Here is a 25426-nt window from a genome sequence, read left to right as displayed (position 1 = left end):
TAAAATCTGAGAGGGTATCAGCCGATTATTGAATTCGTGCTGATACCTGACCTAAAAACAGCTGAGCAACGCATTACATATAAGTCATCATTCACTTTTGAATATTAAATCACTACTAAAATTGTTATTTACCCTATTATTTTTATTTTAATTAAATAATAAAAAACAATATTAATTTTTATGTTATTTTTTACATGAATAAAAAAACTATCATTAACCCTGTAATTTAAATTTTAAATAAAGGGCTCAATGATGGAAATATATGATGTAAAAAGTGTTAATGAAAAAATTAATATTGATATTATTAAAAAAAATAGCAAAGAAAAGCTTCATACCTTTTTTTTCGAACGCACTAATTCGAATTTTTTAAAGTTGTATTTCTCACATATTAATTTACCTAAAAATAGTTATGTTGAATTTGAATATGGGGATAGCGTTATACAGCGAGAAAGTTTTTATCAGATGAATGAGGCGATAATGACGATCCCGAGTAGCGGCGTTAATATTCGTGTTAGATTACCATTACTCACTGATGTAGAAAATGTTTTTTCGTTTTTCCTAGATTCGATTGAGCACGATAATCACTCAAGGGTGATTATCGGCCAAGACGAACGAAAACCTTATATGTGTTATGAAGGAAGCACAATTGCGGAGTATGCGTTATCAAGTGCAGCTGCACGTATTGGTGGATGGGGGTCTTGTTCCTTAATTGGTAGTGAAAACCATGTTCTCACTAATAACCATGTTGTCGAAAGTGATCCTAATTTAATCAATGGCGAAATATGGTTTAATTGGTTTAATGAGACTTGTAGTTCGACATCCGCAGTGACTGAACCTGTTCGTTTAAAGCCGGGCAGGGTATTAAAGCGGGGGATCAGCGCTAGCGATAATGATTATGCATTATTTACCTTAGATGAATTTGACTATTTAAATTCTAATGTGAAAGCATTATTTGGTGGGCTAGCATTAAGCCAAAGTAATCCGGTTAAAGGCGAGAATATTTATATTCCACAATATGGTGATGGTGGTTTACGCCCAATGCATATTGGCGATATAAAAAATGGCAAATTTGCTGAGATATTAAACGTTGAAAATAATGGCAATAAAATAGTTCATAATGCTGATACCCAAGGGGGATCATCAGGTTCTCCAGTTATATCAAGAGCCAGTAATCAAATTATTGGATTACATTGGGGGGGCGGGACTGTCAATGTGGGTGTCGCAGTTCAAAATTTGAATGCTGAATTAGGCGGGTTGATTGGAAATAGCAATATATCCGTTATTGGGCTTGGTCATGTTGCATCAACCAACCTGGAACTAAATCCCATTAATGCGTTAGAAACATTAATACCGATATCACTGAATGAAGGGAGTAGTATTATTCCTTTTGATACGGTGAAAATTGAAGACTATGAAAATTATTCAATAATGTATGTTGATGCTATTGATTTAGTGACTCATGAGATATTCCCGTTGTCATTTAAAGCAAGTGTAGTGAAAGAGGGGCATCAAACACATCTCCATGATGATGAGATCACAGGAGATGTGTTCTTAAAGTTCTATCATTTTGACATTGAAGCAGAAAAATTAGTGAAATGTTGGATTGCATTCAAAATATCTAATGATAATCAAAATATTAAAAATCACGTTATCCGGTTGATTTATGATAGATATGATCCTTATGTGGCCCCATTTGATATCGAAAGTGCTGAAATGTTAGCATTGAACCTTAGCCAAGATAAAAAAAATGCGACAAGCTACACGGTAAATGGCAATGATTATTATGGGTTTGTTGCGTTGTATCGCGGGCAGGGGCCACTGTCTTTGGTCTGGATTGAAAAAGCATACTCACAGGTAAAGGGGCTGTTAAAGAATTCATTAGGTGATGAAGTCCTTGTTAATTTCAGAGCTTCTCGCCAAACAGAGTGCGCTACGAACTCAATGAATACGGCTGCTTCATGTGCTTCCCAGAATAAATTCTCTCGGCTAGTATTGGAATACTTTCCTAAAGATAACCCACACCTTGTATTAGAAAATAGTGTTTATGAAGGGATCATTCCGTTGCAGGCAAAATCATGGCAAGGGGAACCCAGCAAAAACATTTTAATTAAGGTCTCTTTGCAGTCTGAATAACTGCCGTGATTTAATATTTCTCTGTATTTGAATGAATTAAGGTGTTTAGTAAATCAATATTGCCATCCAGTGTATTAGCTGAAATTTAGTGTATGCACTGTTTATTAAGGCCAAGTTCGAATGTGAGCGTTTTAATCTGCTATTAATCCCTTTCTTGTTTGTGGGTGGGGTGCTGCATTCACTTTCAGGCTCAACACGTTAATCCGTAATACGGCTACCATGGGTAAACACCGTCGCTTTACCTTGGCGGCAAAAACCCACTAAGGTTAAATTGGCTTTCTCTGCTACTTCGATGGCAAGTGCGGTCGCGGCGGAAACAGCAAACAGAATTTCCGCGCCGCAGCTTGCGGCTTTTTGCACCATTTCATAACTGGCACGGCTGGAAACCAAAACAGCTCCTTGTTGCCAGTGATGACGGCTTTTCATTCCCAGTAGTTTATCAAGAGCCACATGACGGCCGACATCTTCACAACCACCGACTAATTGACCTTCTGGGGATATCCATGCAGCGGCATGGGTACAGCCTGTTAGTGCGCCAATTTCCTGTACTTTTTTCAATTCATGCAATGCATTATCAAGATGCGAGAGAGAGAAGGTTTGGCTGAAAGGTAGGGGAGAGATAGGCTTAAAGATTTCATCAAGCTGCTCTGTACCACAAATACCACAGCCTGTGCGGCCTGCTAAATTACGACGACGTTCTTTGAGTTCCATAAAGCGGCGGCTAGATAATTCCACGTGAACTTCAATGCCCCGATTGCAGCCTTCAACGATATCAATTCCACGAATTTCATCACTGGACTGTATTATGCCTTCCGAAAGTGAGAACCCGACAGCGAAATCCTCAAGATCTTTTGGGGTTGCCATCATTACCACATGGGATATGCCATTGAACACTAATGCAACAGGATATTCTTCTGCAACGTAATCTTTCACTGGTGAATCAAGGTTGCCTTTTTGTTGCACAATTGTGCTGTTTAAGCCAATCATTTGGGTGATTTGGGAGTCATTTGTAGTATTTGTTTCATACATTAGATGAATTCCTAGCATTAATGATACATAATATTAATTATGGGTAAAAAGAATTTACACCATTTGCCAGGCAATGAACCTGGGACGTAAGGAAGACGTTGAATAAAAACAGTTTACCTGATTATCGCAATTGACGTTAGGTAAACATGAGCAATGTAAATGAGGAGATCCCCATGCAAGTCAGCAGAAGGCAGTTCTTTAAGATCTGCGCTGGCGGTATGGCAGGTACGACGGCAGCGGCGTTAGGTTTTGCACCTGCAACCGCGTTAGCGTCAACGCGCCAGTATAAATTACTGCGTGCGAAGGAAACCAGAAATACCTGTACCTACTGTTCTGTCGGCTGTGGGCTGTTAATGTACAGCCTCGGTGATGGCGCGAAAAATGCAAAAGAGAGCATTTTCCATATTGAAGGGGACCCGGATCATCCGGTAAACCGTGGTGCACTTTGTCCTAAAGGTGCTGGACTTATCGATTTCATCCACAGTGAAAGCCGCTTAAAATACCCCGAAGTGCGTGAGCCTGGTACCAATGAGTGGAAACGTATCACGTGGAACGACGCTTTTGACCGTATCGCTAAGTTGATGAAAGAAGACCGCGATGCGAACTTTATCGAAAAAAATAAAGACGGTGTCACGGTTAACCGTTGGCTAACCACCGGTATGCTGTGTGCATCAGCTGGAAGCAATGAGACTGGTTTTGTAACACAAAAATTCACCCGCGCTCTCGGCATGCTTGCCGTAGACAACCAAGCGCGTGTCTGACACGGACCAACGGTAGCAAGTCTTGCTCCAACATTTGGTCGCGGTGCGATGACCAACCATTGGGTTGACATTAAAAATGCAAACCTAATCGTTGTTATGGGTGGTAATGCGGCAGAAGCGCATCCAGTTGGTTTCCGCTGGGCGATGGAAGCTAAAATCCATAATAAAGCCAAATTAATTGTTATTGACCCACGCTTTACCCGTACAGCGGCAGTGGCGGATTTCTACACGCCTATCCGTTCAGGTACAGATATTGCGTTTTTATCAGGTGTTATCAAATACTTACTGGATAATGAAAAAATTCAGCGTGAATACGTGGAAGCGTATACCAATGCGAGTTTAGTGATCCGTGAAGATTTTGGCTTCGATGATGGTCTATTTACTGGCTATGACGCAGAAAAACGCCAATACGATAAGACCACGTGGAACTATGAGATGGATGAAAACGGCCTTGCGCTGCGCGATCCGACTCTAAAACACCCACGTTGTGTACTGAATTTATTAAAAGAACACGTTAGCCGTTATACACCAGAAGTGGTGAATAACATCTGTGGTACGCCAATCAAAGACTTCCTGCAAGTCTGTGAATACCTTGCAGAAACCAGTGTTAAAGATAAAACAGCATCGTTCTTATATGCGTTAGGTTGGACTCAACATACGGTGGGTGCGCAAAACATCCGTACGATGGCGATGATCCAATTGCTCTTAGGTAATATGGGTATGTTAGGGGGTGGTGTAAACGCACTGCGTGGGCACTCCAATATCCAAGGTCTGACTGACTTAGGTTTGTTATCACAAAGCTTACCAGGTTACTTGACATTACCATCAGAAAAACAAACCACATTAGAAAGTTATTTAGCGGCGAATACGCCGAAAGCCACGGTGGCCGGTCAGGTGAATTATTGGGGGAATTACCCGAAATTCTTCGTGAGCTTAATGAAAACCTTCTACGGTGATAAAGCGCAGAAAGAAAATGACTGGGGCTTTGACTACTTACCGAAGTGGGATCAAGGCTATGACGTGCTGCGTTATTTCGAGATGATGGATAAGGGCGAAGTCAATGGTTATATCTGCCAAGGCTTTAACCCATTAGCGTCATTCCCGAATAAAAACAAAGTGGTTAAGTCGTTATCAAAACTGAAATTCTTGATTACTATTGACCCACTGAACACGGAAACGTCGAATTTCTGGCAAAACCACGGCGAAATGAACGATGTAAATCCAGCGGAAATTCAAACGACGGTATTCCGCTTGCCATCTTGCTGTTTTGCTGAAGAAAATGGTTCGATTGTTAACTCAGCACGTTGGTTGCAGTGGCACTGGAAAGGTGCAGATGCCCCAGGCGAGGCCATCAGTGATGGTGAGATTCTGTCGGGTATTTTCCACCGTTTACGTCAACTGTACAAAACCGAAGGTGGGGCACTTCCTGAGCAAGTGCTTAGCATGACTTGGAACTACTTGGATACTGATAATCCAACGCCAGAAGAAGTCGCGCAAGAAAACAACGGTTATGCATTAGTTGACCTCAAAGACGCTGACGGTAACGTTCTGGTCAAAAAAGGCGATCTACTGAGCTCGTTTGCACAGTTACGTGATGATGGTTCAACTGCAAGTGGATGCTGGATTTTTGCCGGTAGCTGGACGCCGAAAGGTAACCAAATGGCGAATCGTGATAACTCTGACCCAACAGGTCTGGGGAACACGTTAGGCTGGGCATGGGCATGGCCTCTGAACCGCCGCGTCATTTATAACCGTGCATCGGCAGACCCAATGGGTAAACCGTGGGATCCGAAACGTCAAATTCTTGAGTGGGATGGCAGCAAATGGACGGGAATGGATATTCCTGACTATAGCAATGCGCCTCCTGGAAGTGGTGTAGGGCCGTTTATCATGCAGCCTGAAGGTATGGGACGTTTGTTTGCACTGGATAAAATGGCCGAAGGCCCATTCCCTGAGCACTATGAACCTATCGAAACGCCGCTGGATACTAACCCGCTGCATCCAAATGTGGTGTCTAACCCTGCGGCTCGCGTGTTTAAAGACGACTGGGCGCAAATGGGTAAAGCGACAGAATTCCCTTATGTGGGAACAACTTATCGCTTAACAGAGCACTTCCACTATTGGACAAAACACGCCCTGTTGAATGCCATCATTCAGCCACAGCAATTTATCGAAATCGGTGAGCGCTTGGCGAAAGAGAAGGGTATCGAGCAAGGTGATACGGTGAAAGTGAGTTCTAAACGTGGCTACATTAAAGCAAAAGCGGTGGTCACCAAACGTATTCATACGCTGAAAGTGGCTGGAAAAGATATCGATACTATTGGTATTCCAATCCACTGGGGCTTTGAAGGTTTGGCGGTGAAAGGCTTTATTGCCAACACGCTAACGCCATATGTGGGCGATGCGAATACACAAACGCCGGAATTTAAATCATTCCTTGTCAACGTGGAAAAGGTGTAAGGAGATAAATTATGTCAATGCAATCTCAGGACATTATTCGTCGCTCTGCCACCAATTCCCTGACTCCCGCGCCTCAGGTGCGGGACTATAAGGAAGAAGTTGCAAAGCTTATCGACGTAACGACCTGTATCGGCTGTAAAGCGTGTCAGGTCGCGTGTTCCGAATGGAACGATATCCGTGACAAAATCGGTACTAACGTTGGGGTATATGATAACCCAACCGATTTAACCGCCAAGTCATGGACGGTAATGCGCTTCTCTGAAGTAGAAGAGAACGATAAATTCGAATGGCTGATCCGTAAAGATGGCTGTATGCACTGTGCTGACCCAGGCTGTCTGAAGGCGTGTCCTTCAGAAGGCGCAATTGTTCAGTACAAAAACGGTATCGTTGATTTCCAATCAGAACACTGTATTGGTTGTGGTTACTGCATCGCGGGTTGCCCGTTTGATGTACCACGCATCAACCCTGAAGATAACCGTGCATACAAATGTACGCTGTGTGTTGACCGTGTTGAAGTGGGTCAAGAACCTGCGTGTGTGAAAACATGCCCAACAGGTGCTATTCACTTTGGTAGCAAAGAAGACATGATTGGCATGGCGGGTGAGCGTGTTGAAGAGCTGAAAACCCGTGGTTATGCAAATGCAGGTTTATATGACCCTGAAGGTGTTGGCGGTACGCACGTGATGTACGTCCTGCACCACGCAGATAAACCTCAGTTGTACCACGGACTGCCAGAAAACCCGACAATTAGCCCAACAGTGACTTTCTGGAAAGGTATCTGGAAGCCGTTAGCTGCGGTTGGTTTTGCTGCAACATTTGCGGCGGCCATCTTCCACTATGTGGGTATTGGTCCGAACCGCGTCTCCAAAAAAGATGAAGAAGAGGCTCTAGAAGATTTGCATAATGCAATGTCATCTGATGACACTTCCAAGTCAAAAGAAGGGGAGGATCAGAAATGATGCCAGATGATAACGACAAAATTATCCGCCATAAGCCGATTGAAAGGATCAATCACTGGGCGGTTGTGATTTGCTTTTTGTTCACAGCAATCAGTGGCTTAGGGTTTTTCTTCCCCTCACTGAACTGGTTTATGAATATTTTAGGCACGCCACAGCTGTCGCGTATTTTGCATCCATTCGTGGGTACGGCGATGTTCTTGCTGTTCGTGTTCATGTTTTTCCGTTATTTCCACCATAACTTCATTAATAAAGAAGATATTAAGTGGGCAAAAAATATCGGCAAAGTACTGAAAAACGAAGAAGCAGGCGATGTAGGTCAGTATAACCTCGGTCAAAAAGGGGTGTATTGGGTGGTCACTATCTGCTTATTGGCGCTGGTGGTCACAGGTGTCATCATGTGGCGCCCTTATTTTGCCGAATACTTCCCAATCCCTGTTTATCGTGCAGCGATTCTGATCCACTCACTCTCTGCGATTGCGTTGATCATTATGATTGTGGTTCACGCTTACGCGGCGATTTGGGTGAAAGGTTCGGTTCGTGCGATGGTCGAAGGTTGGGTGACCCGTGGTTGGGCGAGAAAGCACCACCCACTGTGGTACCGCCAACTTCTTGAAAAAGAAAAGCAAGAAAAACAACAGCAAGAGAAAAACTAAGTTTTATCTTGTCACGTAATAATAAGGCCTGCTCTTGATGGTATTGAGGCAGGCTTTTTTATTGTAGAGAAGAGTTAATAATTAGAGGCTAAACGTGTCGCAATGCGTAACATTCTAAGTATGCGAATGTGATTATCTTTTTTGTTAACTTGATAAAGTATGAAAAATGGGAAATTAGGAATGATTAATTTTCTGTAACTTTCTTTGTTTTTAACTTTCACACCAGAGTAGGGGGTGCTTGTGGTAATTCTGTAACTTATTGAAATCGATTGTTAATTTTATCTGCGAGTAATATTCTTGCATGTTTAAAAAATAGTGATAAATGTGTTCCCTATCTGTTTGTGCCGCTTTTTCCCAAAGCAGTTTTATCATTTATCATCTCCACAGAGTTTTTTTCGTAATTGAGCCATTCGTTTTTGACTTTCACCATGTTCTATAAAAGCCGCTTTACCACTTTCATTATTATTTATCGCATTAATTTTGTTAGGTCTGTTTGGTGGCGCTTTGCAGCTTGCATCGCTAAGCGCTTTGTTTCTTCATCAATTCTAAAATGAATAGTATCCATAATAAGCCTAATGTGTTGTCATTTGTGTTATTTTATTATGATTACAGTAATCAAAAAATCACCTATCATTAATGGTCAGGCTATAGACAAAAGCCAGTGCTAGCAGTATCAACACAAAAGAAAAACCGAGGAATTGGTAATTGACGGATAACACCCCGCCCGTTAATCCCCCCAGAATAAAAGATAATACGGCGAGGAACAGCACCTTTTTGCTGCTATCACCTTGCACGTTTTTTAAAAAAGCATTGATGCAGGATGTTGTCATCCCAGTAACATACGTTGAATGAATACCAACAGTCCCCGCCTTATTAAAAAAGCCGTTTTGTAACCCCATGGATAAACTAATGATAAATATTACGATATTGTCAGAATAGACGGCATGGGCGAAGAAATAGAGCGCAAACACCCCAGTAAATAATAAAAATGATAAACCAATCAGAAAACGGTAATCACGTAGTGAGTTATTTTTTAACCGTTGCCATGAACCAAGGCAAGTCCCTAGAAAAAAGCCACAGATAGAAACTGCGGAAAGTAGGAGCATTGGCCAATCTAACTTGGCGAGGTACACCATGCTTAAAATACTGTTCCCCGTCAGATGCCCCGTGAACACTTCAAAAATCACGAAAGAGCAGGCATCAACAAACCCGCCAATAAAGGCCAGTAAGAGGAAAAAGGGCGTATGGGAGTTGGCTTCAAATTGGAATAATGACATTGGTTGTTCTGCCGCTCATCAAAATAGATAGTGATGGTGAGTATATGCATTATTTAGAAAATAATAAAAAAACCTGATACGGGAAGTATCAGGTTTGAGAGTTAACGACGTTTATCAGCGAATAATTACAGCGAATGTTCGCGGTTTAATGCTTCAATGGTTTTTTTCGCACCGTTATCACGCAGTGATAGGTAAAACGCAGTCACTTTTTCAGTAAATAACGGGTTGTTGACCAATTCTTGGGTAAACAAACTTTCCAGTGAGAGCAATGCCTTAACGCGGTTTTCATCATCCTGACTTTGCGCCACCAGTTCAGCCAGTTTAGCGGCCTGTGGGTCACTCACTTGAATATCTGCACCCTGATCGTCTTTCCCACTGACATAACGCATCCACCCTGCAACAGCTAACGCTAAATAATCAAATGATTGGCCATTTTTTAGGTGAATTTGAATCGAATCCAACAAACGTTGAGATAGTTTTAGGGTTCCATCCATCGCAATTTGCCATGTGCGGTGTTTGAGCCCCGTATTTTTAAAGCGTTCAATTAACGCGTTTGCATACTGAGGCAAATCGACATTTTTAATGGAAAGTGTCGATGCTTGCTCATTCACCATCAAGTGGTAAGCCGCTTTTTCATAAGCACTGTCTTGCATACATTCATTAATGTACTGATAGCCTGCTAAGTATCCCAAGTAAGCAAGGAATGAGTGGCTGCCGTTTAACATGCGCAGTTTCATTTCTTCAAATGGGATAACATCCGTGACTAACTGGGCACCTGCTTTTTCCCATTCAGGGCGGCCTGCAACAAAGTTATCTTCTATCACCCATTGCTTAAAAGGCTCACAGGCAATCGCAACTTTATCAACAACAGAACCAAGTTGGGATTGAATTTTCTCTGCGGTTTCTGTGGTCATTGCAGGTACAATTCTATCTACCATGGTTGACGGAAACGTGACATTTTCCTCAATCCATTTGGCTAACTCTGCATCGCGCTTTGCCGCCATCGCAAGGATAACATTTTTCGTAATATGCCCATTTTCTGGCATATTGTCGCAGGACATCACGGTAAAGGGTGCTAATCCTAATACTTTGCGGCGACGAAGCGCTTCAACAATCACGCCAGGCAATGATTTAGGTGCTTCAGGGGACACTAAATCATGGGCGATAGCGGGGTTATCAAAATCAATTGACCCAGTTGATGGAACGTAGCAGTACCCTTTTTCTGTGACCGTCATGGAGACGATAGCAATATTTGGGTCTAACATACGATTGATAACAGCATCAATACCGTGAATGGTTGGGTGTAGTGCCTCTTTAACCACGCCAACGGTACGGGTTTGCCAGTTATCACCTTGCATTTCAACAACGTTATACAAGCAGTCTTGAGCCAGTAAATCTTCGATTTGCTGCTCGCCACCCACTAAGTTAACTTCACAAAATCCCCAATCACTTTGGTGCTCCGTCGCTAAAATGTCTGCAAAGATGGCTTGATGGGCGCGGTGAAACGCGCCGAAACCCAAGTGAAGCATTTTAACGTTAACCTGATTTCTATCGTAGTTTGGCACTTTGATAGCCGCAGGGAGTTGGTTTAGGTTATTGATTGACAGTTGCATATTTGGCCTTACCTTTACTTTTTTGTTGCTCAACTTCTTCAACCGCATCCAGTGGGCTGGCTAAGTCACGGTCTTTGACTTCAGGCATGATGATGGCGGTAATTAATGAAATGGCAGAATAAACAATGATCATAATAGCGATAGGCCACCAGCTCCCTGTGATGCTACAGAAGATACCTGCAAGCACTGGGCCTAAGCCAGATGCAATTAACCCACCAATTTCTTTTGCAACAGCCATACCCGTAAAACGGTTACGTGAGTTGAACATTTCAGCCATCGTAATATTTTCAAGAGCAAATAACCCGAGAACTGAACAGTTATGGACAATAATAATACAGATGGTGATTAAGCTGACACTGTTGGCTCCGTTTACGATGACGGAAAGCATCGGGTAGGCGAGCAGCATCGCGGATAAGCTAAGGATAATATAAGGAATACGGCGACCAAATTTATCTGATAGTAGGCCAATCACAGGGATTGTAAGGAAACCTACAACGGAGCTGATCATGATCGCATCAGTTGGAATACTTTTATCGAATAATAGACTTTGAACTAAATAACCCGCTAGGAATGTCTGGATAAGCCCTGAGTTACCTGCTTGGCCAAAACGAATACCTGTTGCCAACCAAAACGCTTTCGTTTTGAACATCGCAAAGAAACTTTCTTTTGGTGGTGTTTGGACAGCCACCTGAGCTTCTTGCTCTTCCGCATTTTGAACTTTCTCAAACACTGGGCTTTCTTTGAGGTTCAGTCGTAGCCAGACAGCAAACAGCATCACAACAAAACTTGCTAAGAATGGTACACGCCAACCCCAAGCCAGTAAGTCTTCTTTGTCTAACCAGAAGAACATAAATGCCCAGATAGCCGTTGCGCTCAGTGTTCCGCAGTTTGTACCTAAACCAACCAGTGAAGCGACAATACCGCGGCGGCCTTTTGGCGCATATTCGGCGAGCATGGTTCCTGCGCCTGAAATTTCAGCACCAGCACCTAAGCCTTGAATAATTCGCAAGAGAACTAATAGCAGCGGTGCGAGGATACCAACCTGTGCATAAGTCGGTAATACCCCGATTAAGGTGGTACACACCCCCATCATAGTGATGGTAATGAATAACACTTTTTTACGACCGATTCTATCCCCCATCTGACCAAAGAAGACGGCACCAACAATACGGGCGACATATCCCGCACCATAGGTACCCATGGCGAGGATTAACGCCATTGATGCCGATTGCTCTGGGAAGAAAATTTCGTGGAAAACAAGTGCTGCACCTAGTGAGTAAAGCTGAAAATCCATAAATTCGAGGGCGGTTCCAAGCCAACCAGAAACAGCAGCTTTGGTGAGATCCCCAGAGCTACGTTCGACTTTCCCTGATTGGTCTATCGACTGAGTATTCATATTATTATCCTATTAATCACGTCGGGTAGTATTTAAAATAATTATTTTTTTGTAATAAAATTAAAAGGTTAAAAGAATTTTACAGCAGGTTTTTTGGTCTTTCTCAAAGGTTAGAATTGCCTCTTGCGCCTCAGTGAATGGGAACTGATGGGTTAAGATTTTGGTTGGGTCGATTTTGTTCGATTCAATCCAGCTAATCACCTCTGGGAATTTTTTCGCATTTAGGCGTGAAGAGAATAGGGCAATCTCTTTACTGGTAATGCTCTGTTGTGTCACGGAACTTGGCTCACTCGAGAATCCCATAATAGATACTCTTGCCGCAGGAGATGCAATTAAAATCGCTTCTTGCAAAATAGCGGGATGGCACGCTGCATCTAACACAACCGTAGGTCGTAGATTTAAGGCTTTGAGTTGTTCAGGAAGCGGTGTTTGTGAGTTATCAATCACGATATCCGCTCCACATGCTGTGGCTCTGGCTAATCGCTCAGCAACACGGTCAACCACAATTAAGGTTTTGACTTGGTAAACGCCTTTTAAGACTTGTGCACAGGTTAATCCAATCGTGCCTGCACCATAGACTAAGGCCACATCATCTTTGGTTGGCTGAACGTGCGAGGTAACGTTGGCTGCGATAGAGTAAGGCTCGACAGTCACTGCACACTCATCACTGATTGAATCAGGAATGGTATACGCATTGGCTGCAGGCACAGTGACATACTCAGTAAAGCCGCCATCAGTATGAACGCCCAAGACTTCTAAGGTTTCACAGACATTTGGTTTACCAATTGAGCAAGGGTAACAATGACCACAACTGAGTACAGGGTCGATAGAGACGCGTTCACCGATACGTTTGCTATCCACACCGCTACCCACTTTTTCAATGACGCCAAAAAACTCATGGCCGATGATACGAGGGTATTTTGCAAATGGGTTGTGACCACGATATATATGGCTATCAGAGCCACAAATACCCGCTAAGCGAACTTTGATTTGCACTTGATTTTCAGCAGGTTCAGGAATTGAACGCTCTTCTATCAATAATGTATTGGGTTCTTTTATCACTACAGCTTTCATATTTAACTCCGAATTATCTAAAAATCACCAATTCCATAAAGTACCGTCTTCAAGACGGGCAATAGGTAGGTAAGCTGGGTTGTACGGGTATTTCGCTGCCCGTTTTTCATCAAAATCGATACCTAAACCAGGCTTATCACTTGGGTGCATGTAGCCGTCTTTAAATGTCCAGTTAGGGCTAAAGACAGAGAGCATTTCTTCGGAGTACCCCATAAATTCTTGTACACCAAAGTTGGGTACCCATAGGTCAAAGTGCAGGGCAGCGGCGTGACAAATAGGGGACAGATCGGATGGGCCATGTGAGCCCGTTCTAACTTGATAAAGTGAGGCGAAATCTGCAATTCGACGCATACCTGTAATACCGCCCGCATGTGTAATAGTGGTACGGATATAGTCGATAAGCTGTTCTTCGATTAGTTGTTTGCAGTCCCAAATACTATTGAAAACTTCACCAACGGCGATTGGGGTGACGGTGTGCTGGCGGATCAGTCTAAAACAGGATTGATTTTCCGCTGGTGTTGGATCTTCCATCCAAAATAAACGTGCATCTTCAATGCTTTTACCAAAGCGAGCCGCTTCAATCGGTGTTAAGCGGTGATGCACATCGTGCAGGAGGTGTTCATTGAAACCGTATTTATCGCGAACAGCTTCAAACAGTTTTGGCATGAAATCGAGGTATTTTTCGGTTGACCAAAGTTGTTCTTCGGGGTGGTGTCCTTTGGTGGCAGGTTCGTAAGCAAGGTTTTGTCCTTTGCTTTGACCATAGGTCGTTGCCATACCAGGGATCCCACACTGCACGCGGATGGCTTTAAAGCCTTTTTCCTTATATTTTGCGTAGTTATCTAATGCTTCAGGAATATCTTTACCTGTTGTATGGCAGTACACCATCACGCCTTCACGGGATGCTCCACCTAATAATTGGTATACAGGCAAGTTAGCAATTTTGCCTTTAATATCCCATAAAGCCATGTCGATGGCTGAAATGGCAGACATGGTCACTGGGCCTCTACGCCAATAAGCCCCTTTGTAGAAAAACTGGTAAATATCTTCAATTTTGTGTGGGTCACGACCAATGAGCTGAGGGCATAGGTGGTCTTTTAAGTATGAAACAACGGAGAGTTCACGACCATTGAGTGTCGCGTCACCCACGCCATACACGCCTTCATCCGTGGTAATTTTTAATGTGACAAAGTTACGACCGGGGCTACATACAAACACTTCTGCGTTTACGATTTTCATTTTTGCCCATATCCATATTTATGTTAACCAACTGATCAACCAAAATGAGAGAAAAACACCTAACTGGTTTATTTATTGGTTGACCAAATTTTCTTTTTTTCACTCTATCAACCAAGAAATTAAAAGACAACGACTAAAAAGCCGACAATAAGTGAAGGTGATCACAAATTGGTTAACTAATTTGGCCAAAATAATGGATAAATTGGTTGACCATTATCAAGAGTGACGATAATCTACAATGGAAGAACTAAATTTAATTCGACAACGCGTTGTACATATATATGAAAACTCAATACCGCTCGTACCAGTACCTAGGTCAGCAGTTAAAAGAGCTCATTGCATCTGGTGAATATCCGATAGGAAGTCGTTTAATGCCAGAACGTGAGATCGCTAAAAAATATGATGTCAGTCGCTCATTGGTACGTGAAGCGCTCATCATGCTGGAAATTGAAAAGTTGGTTTCTATCAAGAAGGGTTCAGGTGTTTATGTCATTAATCATCCAGACTTGCTTATTGATGAAATCAAGAGTTTGGATCATGGGCCTTTTGAAATTCTACAAGCTCGCCAAGTGATTGAAAGCGCAATTGCGGCATGCGCTGCCTTGTCAGCAACAAAAGCAGATATCCAAGAAATCCGTGCGTTACTCGAAGATGAACGGATTAAAGTTGCTAATAATGAAAGTGATGATGAAAATGATCATAAGTTTCATGTGCTTATTGCTCGCGCAAGTAAGAACGACATGATGGCGAAGATCATTGATGATATTTGGGCTGTACGGTTACAAAGTCCAATGTGGGACAAATTGCATGAGCATATCGATAACACGACTTACCGTAAGAAGTGGTTGATTGATCATGAAAATATTTTAAATGCACTACAAAAGCGTGACCCTGAATTGGCGAAAAAAGAGATGTGGCAACACTTAGAGAATGTCAAAAATACTCTAATGCAGCTTTCCGATTTTGACGACCCCAATTTTGATGGTTATTTATTTGAAACAATTCCTTATCAGACTATTTTTGAATAAGTGAAGGAGATGTACTCATGGAGCATACGTGGCGTTGGTATGGGCCTAATGACCCAGTTTCTTTAAGTGATGCAAGGCAAGCTGAGGCGACAGGGATCGTCTCTGCTCTCCATCATATTCCAAACGGTGTTGTTTGGAGTGTTGAGGAAATCGTAAAGCGTAAGGCTATCATTGAGGACGCTGGTTTAGTTTGGTCTGTTGTTGAAAGCATCCCTGTTCACGAAGATATTAAAACTCAACAGGGTGATTTCGAAAAATATATTCAGAATTATCAGCAAAGTATTCGCAATTTAGCCTCATGTGGCATTAAAACAATTTGCTACAACTTCATGCCAATTCTTGATTGGACGCGTACCGACCTTGGCTATACGTTGCCTGATGGTTCTAAAGCATTACGCTTTGATAATATCGCGTTTGCAGCATTTGAAATTCATATTTTAAAACGTGAAAATGCAGCAGCAAGTTATTCAGAACAAGAAGTTAAAGAGGCGGCTGAATATTATGCGGCAATGTCATCCGACGATATTGATAATTTAATTAAAACCATTATTGCAGGGCTACCTGGAGCAGAAGAGGGCTATACATTAGACCAATTCCGTGAGCGCTTAGCATTGTATAATGATATTGATAAAAACCAATTGCGTGAAAACTTACGTTATTTCTTGCAGAAAATCGTACCTGTCTGTGAAGAAGAAAATGTTGTATTAGCAATTCACCCTGATGACCCACCACGCCCTATTTTAGGTTTACCACGTATTGTTTCAACAATTGAAGATATGCAGTTTATTAAAGAAAGCTGCGATAGTATTCATAATGGTTTTACGATGTGTACGGGCTCGTATGGTGTACGCGCAGATAACGACCTTGTGAAAATGATTAATACATTTGGGGATCGTATTCATTTTACACATTTGCGTTCAACGGTGAGAGAAGAAAACCCAAATACTTTCCATGAAGGGAACCACATTGCGGGTGATGTCGACATGTTCGAAGTCGTTAAAGCGATTTTAGCGATTGAACAAAAACGCAATGAGGCGGGTTTACCACCTATTCCAATGCGTCCTGACCATGGTCACCAAATTTTGGATGACCTAAAGAAAGTTACAAACCCAGGTTACTCAGCGATTGGTCGTTTAAAAGGACTGGCGGAAGTACGGGGATTAGAGCTAGCACTTAAGCGGATGTATTATCCTGAGTTATTAAAAGCATAATTTATCTTCATAATGCTTGCTTTGATGATTTGGCATTATTGAACTATCGAATAGTTAGATATACTTAAATATACGCGATCAAGATAAACTGGTCGCGTATATAAATACGGTTTTAAATTAAAATTTAGCACCCCATCTATGATATCTTGGTAAAATATTGCCAAATTTAATGCTGTGTTTTTATTATGACTGAATTTTCCCTAATAGTAACCCCGTTAATTTTTCAAGTTATCTAATATTAATATATTGTTATTTAATATTTTATTTATACTCTCATTGTGGGCGGGATTTTATTAAATAACGCAATGCTATCGTCTGAAATAAGTAGTTTGTTTTTCTACTAACATGTTCTTTCCAAGCTTTTATCGAGTAAAATTAAACCTTGCGATATCCCTAAGGATGTGACGTTGATAGGCTCATCCGATTGATTTAGTGAGCAATTTTTAGTCAGAGCAATAAATTGGTTTAATTATTTTGAGAAAAATATAACTGTCCTTAGTTGGTTGGTAGATTATAAGTTAGGTTATCAGACCATTGATGATGTATTACGATAAAAAATGCAATTAATATTATTATAAAAGCATTAGATTGCTAATGTTGGCCTAACTATATTTTTTATTTCACTATAATTAGATAAGAAATAAAATTGAGTGATTTGGACGTAAAATTAACAATATGTGAGTTGTTTCTCTTTATTTTCTTTCTCTGTAATAATTTATTATTACTGATTAAGCCGAAATTTTATTTAACTACATTTATTGAATGATTAATAATTTTGATATTATTAAAATTTTATGAACTTCACAGGTTAGAGTGCTTCGATAATTTATAGCATTGAAATAGGCATAATCCATACTTCAAAAACGGATTTTTATCGATTACTCAATATCATAATTGCCGATTCTTTAAGGTAAATTTGTCGGTGTTTTTTCTTTAGTTGTCCGCAAAACCCTTATCAGATCAAATACCCGTATTGATACAAAGGGGTTAAGGTAGCGACCCAACCAAATTTGTTTTATCCTGAGCAGTTAATAGCAGCAATTTTTGCTGATGGCATAAAATAGGAATGATAAATTTGTGTATAGGCTTACCCTATATGCTCAAAAAATCGTTCAGAAAATAGAAAAGTGAGAATGCAATGGGTATTCGTATCGTTCCTAAAGAAGAGTTAGGACAAGAAAGATTAAAAGAAAAAGGCATTGGTTTTATTCCGCCAGTACTGTTCCCTAACTTAAAAAGCTTATACCAACGTCGAGCTGAGAGACTGAAAGAGCTAGGTATTGGGGAACATCCTTTTGCTGATTATCTTAGCTTTGCAGCTGAAGTGGCAACTGCACAACATAATGCACAGCATGATAATCCACTAGATATTGATATGACAGTAGTTTTAGAGCGTTCAATTCATACTAATAATCCGCCGTTGGATGCTAAAACGCTGCCTCGTACAACACATTGGCATAAATTATTAAAATCAATAATTGCAGAATTAATGCCAGTTGTTCCTGAATCTGTACGTCCAGCGCTCGAAAATTTAGATAAGGCATCTGAAAATGAATTAGAGGCCATGGCCACAGCGTTATTAAATGAAGAGTTTGAAAAGGTACCTGCAGATAAGTCTATGTTTATCTGGGCCGCGCTTTCTGTTTATTGGGCGCAAATGGCGGCGAATATTCCAGGTAAAGCGCGTGCAGAACACGGTGATCATCGTCATTTTTGCCCTGTGTGTAATAGCATGCCTGTTTCTAGCATCGTTCAAATTGGGACTTCTCAAGGTCTACGCTATTTACACTGTAACTTGTGTGAAACTGAATGGCACATGGTGAGAGTGAAGTGCAGCAATTGCGAGCAAACAGGTAAGTTAAACTATTGGTCTCTTGATGATGAAAATGCGGCGGTGAAGGCGGAAAGTTGCGGCGATTGCGGCAGTTATCTTAAAATTCTTTACCAAGAAAAAGAAGCCAAAGTGGAAGCCGTTGCGGATGATTTAGCCTCAATTATTCTTGATGCGCGTATGGAAGAAGAAGGCTTTGCTCGTAGCAGTATTAACCCATTCCTGTTTCCTGGCGAAAAGTAAGTTGTAAAAGAGAATAGTGACTATGGTGGAAGCAAACTTAGCGTTATATCGACAATTACCCTCAATTGACAAACTATTGCAGCTTGATGAAGTGCAAATATTGGTTGAACAGTCGGGGTTGCATTGGGTCACCACGTGTTTACGTGAAATGCAGGAACAAGCGCGAAAGTGTATCTCTCAGCAGGGACAGCTACCAGATTGGCATATTGACTGGCTAAAAGAACTCGCTAAACGCCACGATGAATTAGGCCAAAGTGCATTAAAAAATGTCTTTAATCTAACGGGAACGGTTTTGCATACCAATCTTGGGCGAGCAGTGATGTCCAAAACAGCGATTGACGCAGTTAGCAAAGCGATGAGTTCATCTGTCACATTAGAATATTCTCTTGATGGCGCAATGCGTGGTCATCGGGATCGCGCAATTGCAGACTTACTTTGCGAGCTCACAGGCGCAGAGGATGCTTGTATTGTAAATAATAATGCCGCAGCAGTTTTATTGTTGCTTGCAACGGTGGCAAATGGTCAGCAAGTGATTGTTTCTCGCGGTGAGTTGGTTGAAATTGGCGGTGCTTTTCGTGTGCCAGATGTAATGTCTCAAGCGGGTTGCCAACTGGTTGAAGTGGGTACCACTAATCGTACTCACTTACGTGATTACGAAAATGCGATTAATGAGCACACCGCACTATTAATGAAGGTGCATACCAGTAACTATAGCATTGAAGGCTTCACCGCTGAGGTTGAAGGTCATGAACTGGCTGAGTTAGGCAAAAAATACCAGCTTCCCACAGCAATTGATTTAGGCAGTGGTTCCATGATTGATATGACGGCATATGGTTTGCCTGAGGAGCCTATGCCTCATACTTATCTCACTCAAGGTGTTGATTTGGTTTCTATTTCAGGAGATAAACTGCTAGGAGGCCCACAAGCAGGTATCATTCTTGGAAAGAAAAAATGGATCGATGCTATACAAAAACATCCGTTAAAACGTGCATTGCGAGTCGACAAAATGACGTTAGCGGCACTGGAAGCGACATTAAAGCTCTATCTTACCCCTGAAAAACTGACTAATGATTTACCGACATTACGTTGGTTAACGCGTGACCCTGAGACAATTCGTCGTAGTGCAGATAATGTGTTAGTGGCTTTACAGGCATTCTATGGTGACAAGTTTATCGTTGAAATTGAACCTTGCTTGTCACAAATTGGTAGTGGCTCATTACCTATTGATAGATTGCCAAGCTTTGCGATTACCTTTGCGCCTCTCAATGGTAAAGGCGGTACATTGGAGCAGTTAGCGTCTCATTGGCGTCAACTATCTGAACCTGTGATTGGACGAATGAAAGATGGGAAACTGTGGCTAGATTTGCGCTGCCTCGATGATGAACATACATTATTACAGGTTTTACTTTCATGATTTTCGCAACTGCAGGCCATGTTGACCATGGAAAAACATCATTAATTCAACTAATTACAGGCGTAAATACTGCGCATCTTCCTGAAGAGAAAAAGCGTGGGATGACTATCGATTTGGGCTATGCCTATTGGCCTCAACGTGATGGTAGTGCTATTGGTTTTATTGATGTTCCAGGGCATGAAAAGTTCTTAGCTAATATGTTGGCGGGAATCGGCGGGATTAATCATGCACTTCTCGTCGTGGCGTGTGATGATGGCGTGATGGCGCAAACTCTTGAGCACTTGTCTATTTTAAGGCTTGCAGGTTGCCAAGATCTTACGGTTATTTTAACGAAAGCAGACCGCGCTGATGATTTACGTATCGAACAGGTGGCTGAACAGGTTAAAGCTGAATTATCTCAACAAGGTTGGCCTAATGCGACTTTGTTTATCACCTCGACCCTAGATGGCCGCGGTATTGATGCATTACGCGAATACTTGCAGCAGTTACATCAGCAAAGTGGAACACATGAAAATTTACAACGCCGTTTTCGCTTAGCGATAGACCGTGTTTTCCATGTTAAAGGCGCAGGGATTGTTGTTACAGGAACGGCCCTTGCAGGCCAAGTTCAAGTCGGCGGCTCATTGTGGGTGACAGGCGCAGATAAGCAAGTGCGCGTTAGGGGGATCCATAGGCAAAATCAACCTGCAGATTTTGCACAGGCGGGTGACCGTGTTGCATTAAATCTTTCAGGTGATATTGATAAAGAAGATATCACCCGAGGTGATTGGTTACTGGCCGAAAAACCTGCATTTATTGCTAATCGTGTGATTGTTGAACTGGAGTGTGACTCGCTAATTAAGCATTGGCAGCCTGTCCACTTATACCATGGTGCAAGTCATATCACTGGGCGAGTTTCTTTATTGGTTGAGCAAGGGGAAACACCTGTTCTTGCCGAGTTAATTTTAGATACCCCATTATGGTTAGCTGATAATGACCGATTGATTATTCGAGATATCAGTGCCCGCCAAACATTAGGGGGGGCTAGAGTGCTCAGATTAACCTCTCCTCGTCGAGGAAAGCGCCTTCCAGAATTTTTAGATTGGTTAGCTTTATTGTCGAAAGAAGATGATGAGCTAACGCATTTCAAGTTGCAACTTCCTCAAGGTGAATTAAACCTACAAGATTATGGTTGGGCTAGGCAGTTAACAGGTGATGCACTTGAAAACATATTAGTGCAAACGGATGCAGAACATGTTGGAAATAGCGTTCTCTCTGCGTTTAAAGCACAAACTGCGAAAGACCGATTAATTCAAACGCTTGAAAAATTTAATGAAGTACATAGCGACCAGATAGGCGTTGGAAAAGCGCGTTTAAAACGTATGGCACTGCCTTCAATGAGTGATGCGTTAGTTTTCAAATTAATTAATGACTTGATTGAAAATGGAACGATTAAGCAAACGCGCGGTTGGTTGCATATGCCGCAGCATGGACTTATTTTTGATGCCCAGCAGGAAGTGATTTGGCAACAAATTTTCCCTTTATTGACGCGCAATGAGGCATGGTGGGTACGTGATTTAGCAGTAGAAACTGGGCATGAAGAAGAGGCTATGCGCCGAGTACTCAAAAAAGCGGCTCAAATGGGGTTAATTACCGCTATCGTTCGTGATCGTTATTATAGCCATGAGCAAATTAATCATTTCGCATCACTAATCCACCGTCATTGTTTGGAAAATGACGTCATTTTTGCTGCTGATTTTCGTAATGAGTTAGGGATTGGTCGAAAACTTGCGATACAAATTCTTGAGTTTTTTGACAAAAGCGGTTTTACTCGTCGTAAAGGCGATGGTCACTATTTACGAGATAAAGGCATTTTCGTTGAATAAATTGAGTGTTTTGATCCGCTATAGTGGTGCCTCATAGCAAACCCCTCATATTAAACTTGTGGTAAAACTGATGAAGAAAAAGTTATTTGCAGGCTTTTATCTAGCATTGATCTTTATTGGCTCTCTTTTCTTGGTGTTTGAGAAAGGTAGCGTGATTTATCCTGCACTCATATCGCTCAGTGTATATGCTGTGTTATTTGGTATTTTAATGGTATTAACCGCACGCTGGTTATTTTCTGTCGTAATTACCAGTACCCTGTTTATTATCATAAAATTCCTAAATCAGTTAAAAGTCCATTATTACAAAGAACAGCTTTTCTTCACTGATATTAATATTATGACAGACACCTCTAATATGGGCACGTTAAGCCATTATTGGTTAGCAGGTGTTGCGCTAGTTGGGCTATTAATTCTACTGGTCGTTAATGGTGCCATTAGTTGGTGTTTAATTAAGTCGAGCAAATCACATGTTTCACGCATTTTAGGTGTGATACTGGTTGTTGTGGGTTATTTTGGCGCTAATTTTGCTAGCTCCCATTATTATGATCGATGGTCTCAGACGTTGCCAAAAGGCCGCGGGACTGTGACTAATATCATTATGTCCGCAAAAAATTCCAGTTACCAATCTCCTGAGTTTGTGGGTACCGCTGACTACTTTATCGAAAAAGCGGCGACAGTCTCATTAAACAATAGCACCTCGTCAGAAAAGCCAGACATTGTTTTATTACTGCAAGAATCAACGGTTGACCCGCACATTTATGATTTGCCAGAAGGCACGAAACTCCCTAATTTATTTATGTTCCAGCAGGATGCTGGGGTCACTGCTCATAGTCAAATGCGAGTCCAAACCTTTGGTGGTGGCACTTGGTTATCTGAGTTTTCAGCGTTAACTGGGTTAAATAGTGATGATTTCGGGGCACAAAAAAGTGGTGTGTTTTACTTTATTGTCGATAACTTGAAAAATAGCTTATTTAAAGAAATGAAAGCCAATGGTTATTATACTGTTGTGCTGACGCCATTTAATAAAGGGGCTTATCATTCGGGTCATGCATATGAAACATTAGGTGTGGATAGAATTATTCAGCCCCAGGAACTTGGCTACCCAGGGAAATTACAAGATAATCTATGGACTATTAGCACGGACGACATGCTGAAGTACGTCAAAGAAATCTTAGCAAAAGAAACGGATAAGCCAGTCTTTATTTTCTCTTTAACCATGTATGAACATGGGCCTTATAAAGAAACACATAGTGATGATTTCGGTATAAAAGATAAAATTAAGCATCAAGATGCAGCTGGTGAATTTAGCCACTATATGGAAAAAATTACCGCGTCCGATGGGGCGATGCGAGATTTCGCTGAGTTTATTGATAAGCGCGACCGCCCGTTAATGTTTTTATATTTTGGGGACCATCAACCAGGTATTAGCCTAAATCAGTACGATTCACCATTTTCATCCCCTGCGTATTTAACGCAATTTACATTGCGGGATAATTTAAAATCAGGTACTGCAATCAAAACAGGGGAATTAACCGATATTTCATTCTTGGGTGGAATTTTGCTGGAAAGAGCAAACTTAAAGATTTCTCCATTCTATGAAGCAAATATCAAAATGCGTCATTTATGTGATGGTAAGCTCAATGATTGTGAAGACCAAAAATTGTTAGATAGTTACCGTAATTACATTTATCGCACATTGGAAGCGGCAGATAAAAGCGGTACTCAATAAATTGTGATGATTGGCCGCAGGTTGGAGCAAACTTGCGGCTTTCTTTTATGTCGATTTTTGAAATCTTAATACTTCCTTAAAATTCACTGCTTTTTTACACATTATTATTCTAACCATAAAACCATTCACTGTTTTTTTTGTCTTAAATTAAGTTAATTTTTTCTGTGAAACTTGGTGCTCTATTGAGCTTTGTGAATGGTTTAATGCTAGAAGACGATAAATATGAAATACTTGGTCACGGGAAGTGCGGGTTTTATTGGTTTTAGATTGTGTCAGCGTTTATTAGAAAATGGGCATGAAGTCGTTGGAATTGATAACCTAAATGCCTATTACGATCAGGGCCTTAAACAATCTCGTTTACATTTATTAGAGCAACACCCCTTATTTCGCTTTATTCACCTTGATTTGACGGATCGTGAAACGGTCAGAGTACTATGTACCCAAGAGCAGTTTGACCGAGTGATCCACCTTGCCGCTCAAGCTGGTGTGCGTTACTCGTTAGAAAATCCATTTGCTTACGCGGACAGCAACTTAACTGGGCATTTATCGATTTTAGAAGGCTGCCGTCAAGCGAAAGTGAAGCATCTGGTGTATGCTTCTTCTAGTTCTGTGTACGGTGTGACGGATAATGCGCCATTTACCACGGACATGCCTACAGATCACCCCATTTCATTGTATGCCGCAACAAAGAAAGCCAATGAATTAATGTCCCATTCCTATTCACACCTATATCAGTTACCAACAACAGGTTTGCGCTTCTTTACGGTATATGGGCCATGGGGACGTCCTGATATGGCGTTATTTAAATTTACTAAAGCCATTTTAGCGGGCGAAGCTATTGATGTTTATAATAACGGCAATCTGAGCCGTGATTTCACTTTTGTTGATGATATTGTCGAAGGGGTGATACGAATTTCCGATATAATCCCTCAAGCAGACCCAAACAATCATTCGACATCACCAGCGCAAAGCAGCGCACCGTATCGCATCTATAATATTGGTAACGGCCAGCCCGTTAAGTTGATTGAGTTTATTTCTGCGTTAGAAAAAGCCCTTGGAAAAGAAGCAATTAAAAACTTTTTACCGATGCAAGCTGGGGATGTGTACACAACGTGGGCAGATACTGAAGACCTGTTTAATGTAACAGGTTATCGCCCACAGGTTTCTATTGAACAGGGTGTTCAGGCGTTTGTTGATTGGTATCGTTCTTATTACCATCAATAATATCAACAACCTGTAATATCCGTAGCAGGATTTGAGAGGCAAGTTTGAAAATAGCAATCGCAGGAACCGGCTACGTCGGTCTATCTAACGCCATGTTACTGTCACAACACCACGAAGTGGTTGCTGTGGACATCATTCCCGAAAAAGTGGCGATGTTAAACAACCACCAATCACCCATTGTCGACACGGAGATTGAGCAGTTTTTAACGGAAAAAACACTGCATTTCCGCGCCACGGAAGATAAAGTGGAAGCTTATACGGGTGCGCAGTACGTTATTGTTGCTACG

The 25426-nt window shown here is 41.6% G+C and carries 17 protein-coding genes and 2 pseudogenes; 12 read left to right on the top strand and 7 right to left on the bottom strand.

The genetic code is table 11. The annotated features are described in order from the left end of the window. The first annotated feature begins 462 nt into the window (after positions 1 to 462). Positions 463 to 2133, top strand: a complete 1671-nt coding sequence (locus PR808_RS16910; RefSeq protein ID WP_206085634.1) for a trypsin-like serine peptidase — start codon at positions 463 to 465, stop codon at positions 2131 to 2133. A 198-nt stretch (positions 2134 to 2331) separates the two neighbouring features. Here the strand turns inward: PR808_RS16910 and fdhD are convergent, their stop codons facing one another. Continuing rightward, a complete protein-coding gene (gene fdhD, locus PR808_RS16905; RefSeq protein WP_272539758.1) occupies positions 2332 to 3162 on the bottom strand; it encodes a formate dehydrogenase accessory sulfurtransferase FdhD in 831 nt (276 codons plus the stop codon). A gap of 173 nt (positions 3163 to 3335) precedes the next feature. Here fdhD and fdnG point away from each other — a divergent pair, with 173 nt between their 5' ends. The 3 genes from fdnG to fdoI are packed head-to-tail and all read left to right on the top strand — an operon-like array spanning position 3336 to position 7995. Next, positions 3336 to 6383 carry a formate dehydrogenase-N subunit alpha gene (fdnG, locus tag PR808_RS16900; protein ID WP_206085638.1) on the top strand — a complete coding sequence of 1016 codons (3048 nt, stop codon included), beginning with the start codon at positions 3336 to 3338 and terminating at the stop codon, positions 6381 to 6383. Between the two features lie 11 nt (positions 6384 to 6394). Further along, positions 6395 to 7342 carry a formate dehydrogenase subunit beta gene (gene fdxH / locus PR808_RS16895; RefSeq protein WP_206085639.1) on the top strand — a complete coding sequence of 316 codons (948 nt, stop codon included), beginning with the start codon at positions 6395 to 6397 and terminating at the stop codon, positions 7340 to 7342. Beyond that, positions 7339 to 7995, top strand: coding sequence for a formate dehydrogenase cytochrome b556 subunit (gene fdoI / locus PR808_RS16890; protein WP_047755785.1), 657 nt, complete (start codon positions 7339 to 7341; stop codon positions 7993 to 7995). Before fdxH ends, fdoI begins: the two co-directional genes overlap by 4 nt. 469 nt (positions 7996 to 8464) lie before the next feature. Here the strand turns inward: fdoI and PR808_RS16885 are convergent. The 6 genes and pseudogenes from PR808_RS16885 to manD form a co-directional block, all read right to left on the bottom strand. Next, positions 8465 to 8560: pseudogene (locus PR808_RS16885) on the bottom strand (damage-inducible protein J); the annotation flags it as partial. Positions 8561 to 8618: 58 nt separating this feature from the next. Beyond that, on the bottom strand, positions 8619 to 9272 hold the full coding sequence (locus PR808_RS16880; RefSeq protein ID WP_272539757.1) for a YoaK family protein: 654 nt from the start codon (positions 9270 to 9272) through the stop codon (positions 8619 to 8621). 125 nt (positions 9273 to 9397) lie between these two features. Continuing rightward, positions 9398 to 10885 carry a mannitol dehydrogenase family protein gene (locus tag PR808_RS16875; RefSeq protein ID WP_272539756.1) on the bottom strand — a complete coding sequence of 496 codons (1488 nt, stop codon included), beginning with the start codon at positions 10883 to 10885 and terminating at the stop codon, positions 9398 to 9400. Next, positions 10866 to 12281, bottom strand: a complete 1416-nt coding sequence (locus PR808_RS16870; RefSeq protein ID WP_206085646.1) for an MFS transporter — start codon at positions 12279 to 12281, stop codon at positions 10866 to 10868. Before PR808_RS16870 ends, PR808_RS16875 begins: the two co-directional genes overlap by 20 nt. A gap of 60 nt (positions 12282 to 12341) precedes the next feature. Beyond that, positions 12342 to 13355 carry a Zn-dependent oxidoreductase gene (locus PR808_RS16865; protein WP_206085648.1) on the bottom strand — a complete coding sequence of 338 codons (1014 nt, stop codon included), beginning with the start codon at positions 13353 to 13355 and terminating at the stop codon, positions 12342 to 12344. A gap of 24 nt (positions 13356 to 13379) precedes the next feature. Then, a complete protein-coding gene (gene manD / locus PR808_RS16860) occupies positions 13380 to 14594 on the bottom strand; it encodes a D-mannonate dehydratase ManD (protein WP_272539755.1) in 1215 nt (404 codons plus the stop codon). A gap of 281 nt (positions 14595 to 14875) precedes the next feature. On the opposite strand from manD, the gene PR808_RS16855 reads away from it, so the two are divergent. From PR808_RS16855 to PR808_RS16820, 8 genes and pseudogenes are all read left to right on the top strand, one after another. After that, on the top strand, positions 14876 to 15622 hold the full coding sequence (locus tag PR808_RS16855) for an FCD domain-containing protein (RefSeq protein ID WP_206085652.1): 747 nt from the start codon (positions 14876 to 14878) through the stop codon (positions 15620 to 15622). A 17-nt stretch (positions 15623 to 15639) separates the two neighbouring features. Then, entirely contained in the window at positions 15640 to 16833 is a 1194-nt protein-coding gene (gene uxuA / locus PR808_RS16850; RefSeq protein WP_206085654.1) for a mannonate dehydratase, read from the top strand. Positions 16834 to 17971: 1138 nt separating this feature from the next. Further along, positions 17972 to 18907 (top strand): formate dehydrogenase accessory protein FdhE, encoded by a 936-nt coding sequence (gene fdhE, locus PR808_RS16845; RefSeq protein ID WP_206085656.1) that lies wholly within the window; start codon positions 17972 to 17974, stop codon positions 18905 to 18907. Positions 18908 to 18929: 22 nt separating this feature from the next. After that, positions 18930 to 20321, top strand: coding sequence for an L-seryl-tRNA(Sec) selenium transferase (gene selA / locus PR808_RS16840; RefSeq protein WP_206085658.1), 1392 nt, complete (start codon positions 18930 to 18932; stop codon positions 20319 to 20321). After that, positions 20318 to 22186 (top strand): selenocysteine-specific translation elongation factor, encoded by a 1869-nt coding sequence (gene selB, locus PR808_RS16835; RefSeq protein ID WP_272539754.1) that lies wholly within the window; start codon positions 20318 to 20320, stop codon positions 22184 to 22186. Before selA ends, selB begins: the two co-directional genes overlap by 4 nt. Positions 22187 to 22256: 70 nt before the next feature. Further along, positions 22257 to 23915: an LTA synthase family protein gene (locus tag PR808_RS16830; protein ID WP_272539753.1), complete on the top strand. Its 1659-nt coding sequence runs from the start codon at positions 22257 to 22259 to the stop codon at positions 23913 to 23915. A gap of 222 nt (positions 23916 to 24137) precedes the next feature. After that, a complete protein-coding gene (locus tag PR808_RS16825) occupies positions 24138 to 25139 on the top strand; it encodes an NAD-dependent epimerase (protein ID WP_206085664.1) in 1002 nt (333 codons plus the stop codon). 44 nt (positions 25140 to 25183) lie between these two features. Then, positions 25184 to 25426: pseudogene (locus PR808_RS16820) on the top strand (UDP-glucose 6-dehydrogenase); the annotation flags it as partial.

It is taken from the genome of Providencia sp. PROV197 (genome assembly GCF_028479625.1).
Classification (GTDB): domain Bacteria; phylum Pseudomonadota; class Gammaproteobacteria; order Enterobacterales; family Enterobacteriaceae; genus Providencia; species Providencia vermicola.
Note: the sequence above shows the minus strand (reverse complement) of the source record. Positions and strands in the feature narration are given on the sequence as shown.

Bases quoted from the DNA above. Each gene is read 5' to 3' on its own strand.
- PR808_RS16865 (WP_206085648.1), bottom strand. From the start codon at position 13,355: ATGAAAGCTGTAGTGATAAAAGAACCCAATACATTATTGATAGAAGAG.
- fdhE (WP_206085656.1), top strand. From the start codon at position 17,972: ATGGGTATTCGTATCGTTCCTAAAGAAGAGTTAGGACAAGAAAGATTA.
- selB (WP_272539754.1), top strand. From the start codon at position 20,318: ATGATTTTCGCAACTGCAGGCCATGTTGACCATGGAAAAACATCATTA.
- fdxH (WP_206085639.1), top strand. From the start codon at position 6,395: ATGTCAATGCAATCTCAGGACATTATTCGTCGCTCTGCCACCAATTCC.
- fdhD (WP_272539758.1), bottom strand. From the start codon at position 3,162: ATGTATGAAACAAATACTACAAATGACTCCCAAATCACCCAAATGATT.
- PR808_RS16855 (WP_206085652.1), top strand. From the start codon at position 14,876: ATGAAAACTCAATACCGCTCGTACCAGTACCTAGGTCAGCAGTTAAAA.
- PR808_RS16875 (WP_272539756.1), bottom strand. From the start codon at position 10,885: ATGCAACTGTCAATCAATAACCTAAACCAACTCCCTGCGGCTATCAAA.
- uxuA (WP_206085654.1), top strand. From the start codon at position 15,640: ATGGAGCATACGTGGCGTTGGTATGGGCCTAATGACCCAGTTTCTTTA.
- manD (WP_272539755.1), bottom strand. From the start codon at position 14,594: ATGAAAATCGTAAACGCAGAAGTGTTTGTATGTAGCCCCGGTCGTAAC.
- fdoI (WP_047755785.1), top strand. From the start codon at position 7,339: ATGATGCCAGATGATAACGACAAAATTATCCGCCATAAGCCGATTGAA.
- PR808_RS16825 (WP_206085664.1), top strand. From the start codon at position 24,138: ATGAAATACTTGGTCACGGGAAGTGCGGGTTTTATTGGTTTTAGATTG.
- PR808_RS16880 (WP_272539757.1), bottom strand. From the start codon at position 9,272: ATGTCATTATTCCAATTTGAAGCCAACTCCCATACGCCCTTTTTCCTC.
- selA (WP_206085658.1), top strand. From the start codon at position 18,930: ATGGTGGAAGCAAACTTAGCGTTATATCGACAATTACCCTCAATTGAC.
- PR808_RS16870 (WP_206085646.1), bottom strand. From the start codon at position 12,281: ATGAATACTCAGTCGATAGACCAATCAGGGAAAGTCGAACGTAGCTCT.
- PR808_RS16830 (WP_272539753.1), top strand. From the start codon at position 22,257: ATGAAGAAAAAGTTATTTGCAGGCTTTTATCTAGCATTGATCTTTATT.
- PR808_RS16910 (WP_206085634.1), top strand. From the start codon at position 463: ATGAATGAGGCGATAATGACGATCCCGAGTAGCGGCGTTAATATTCGT.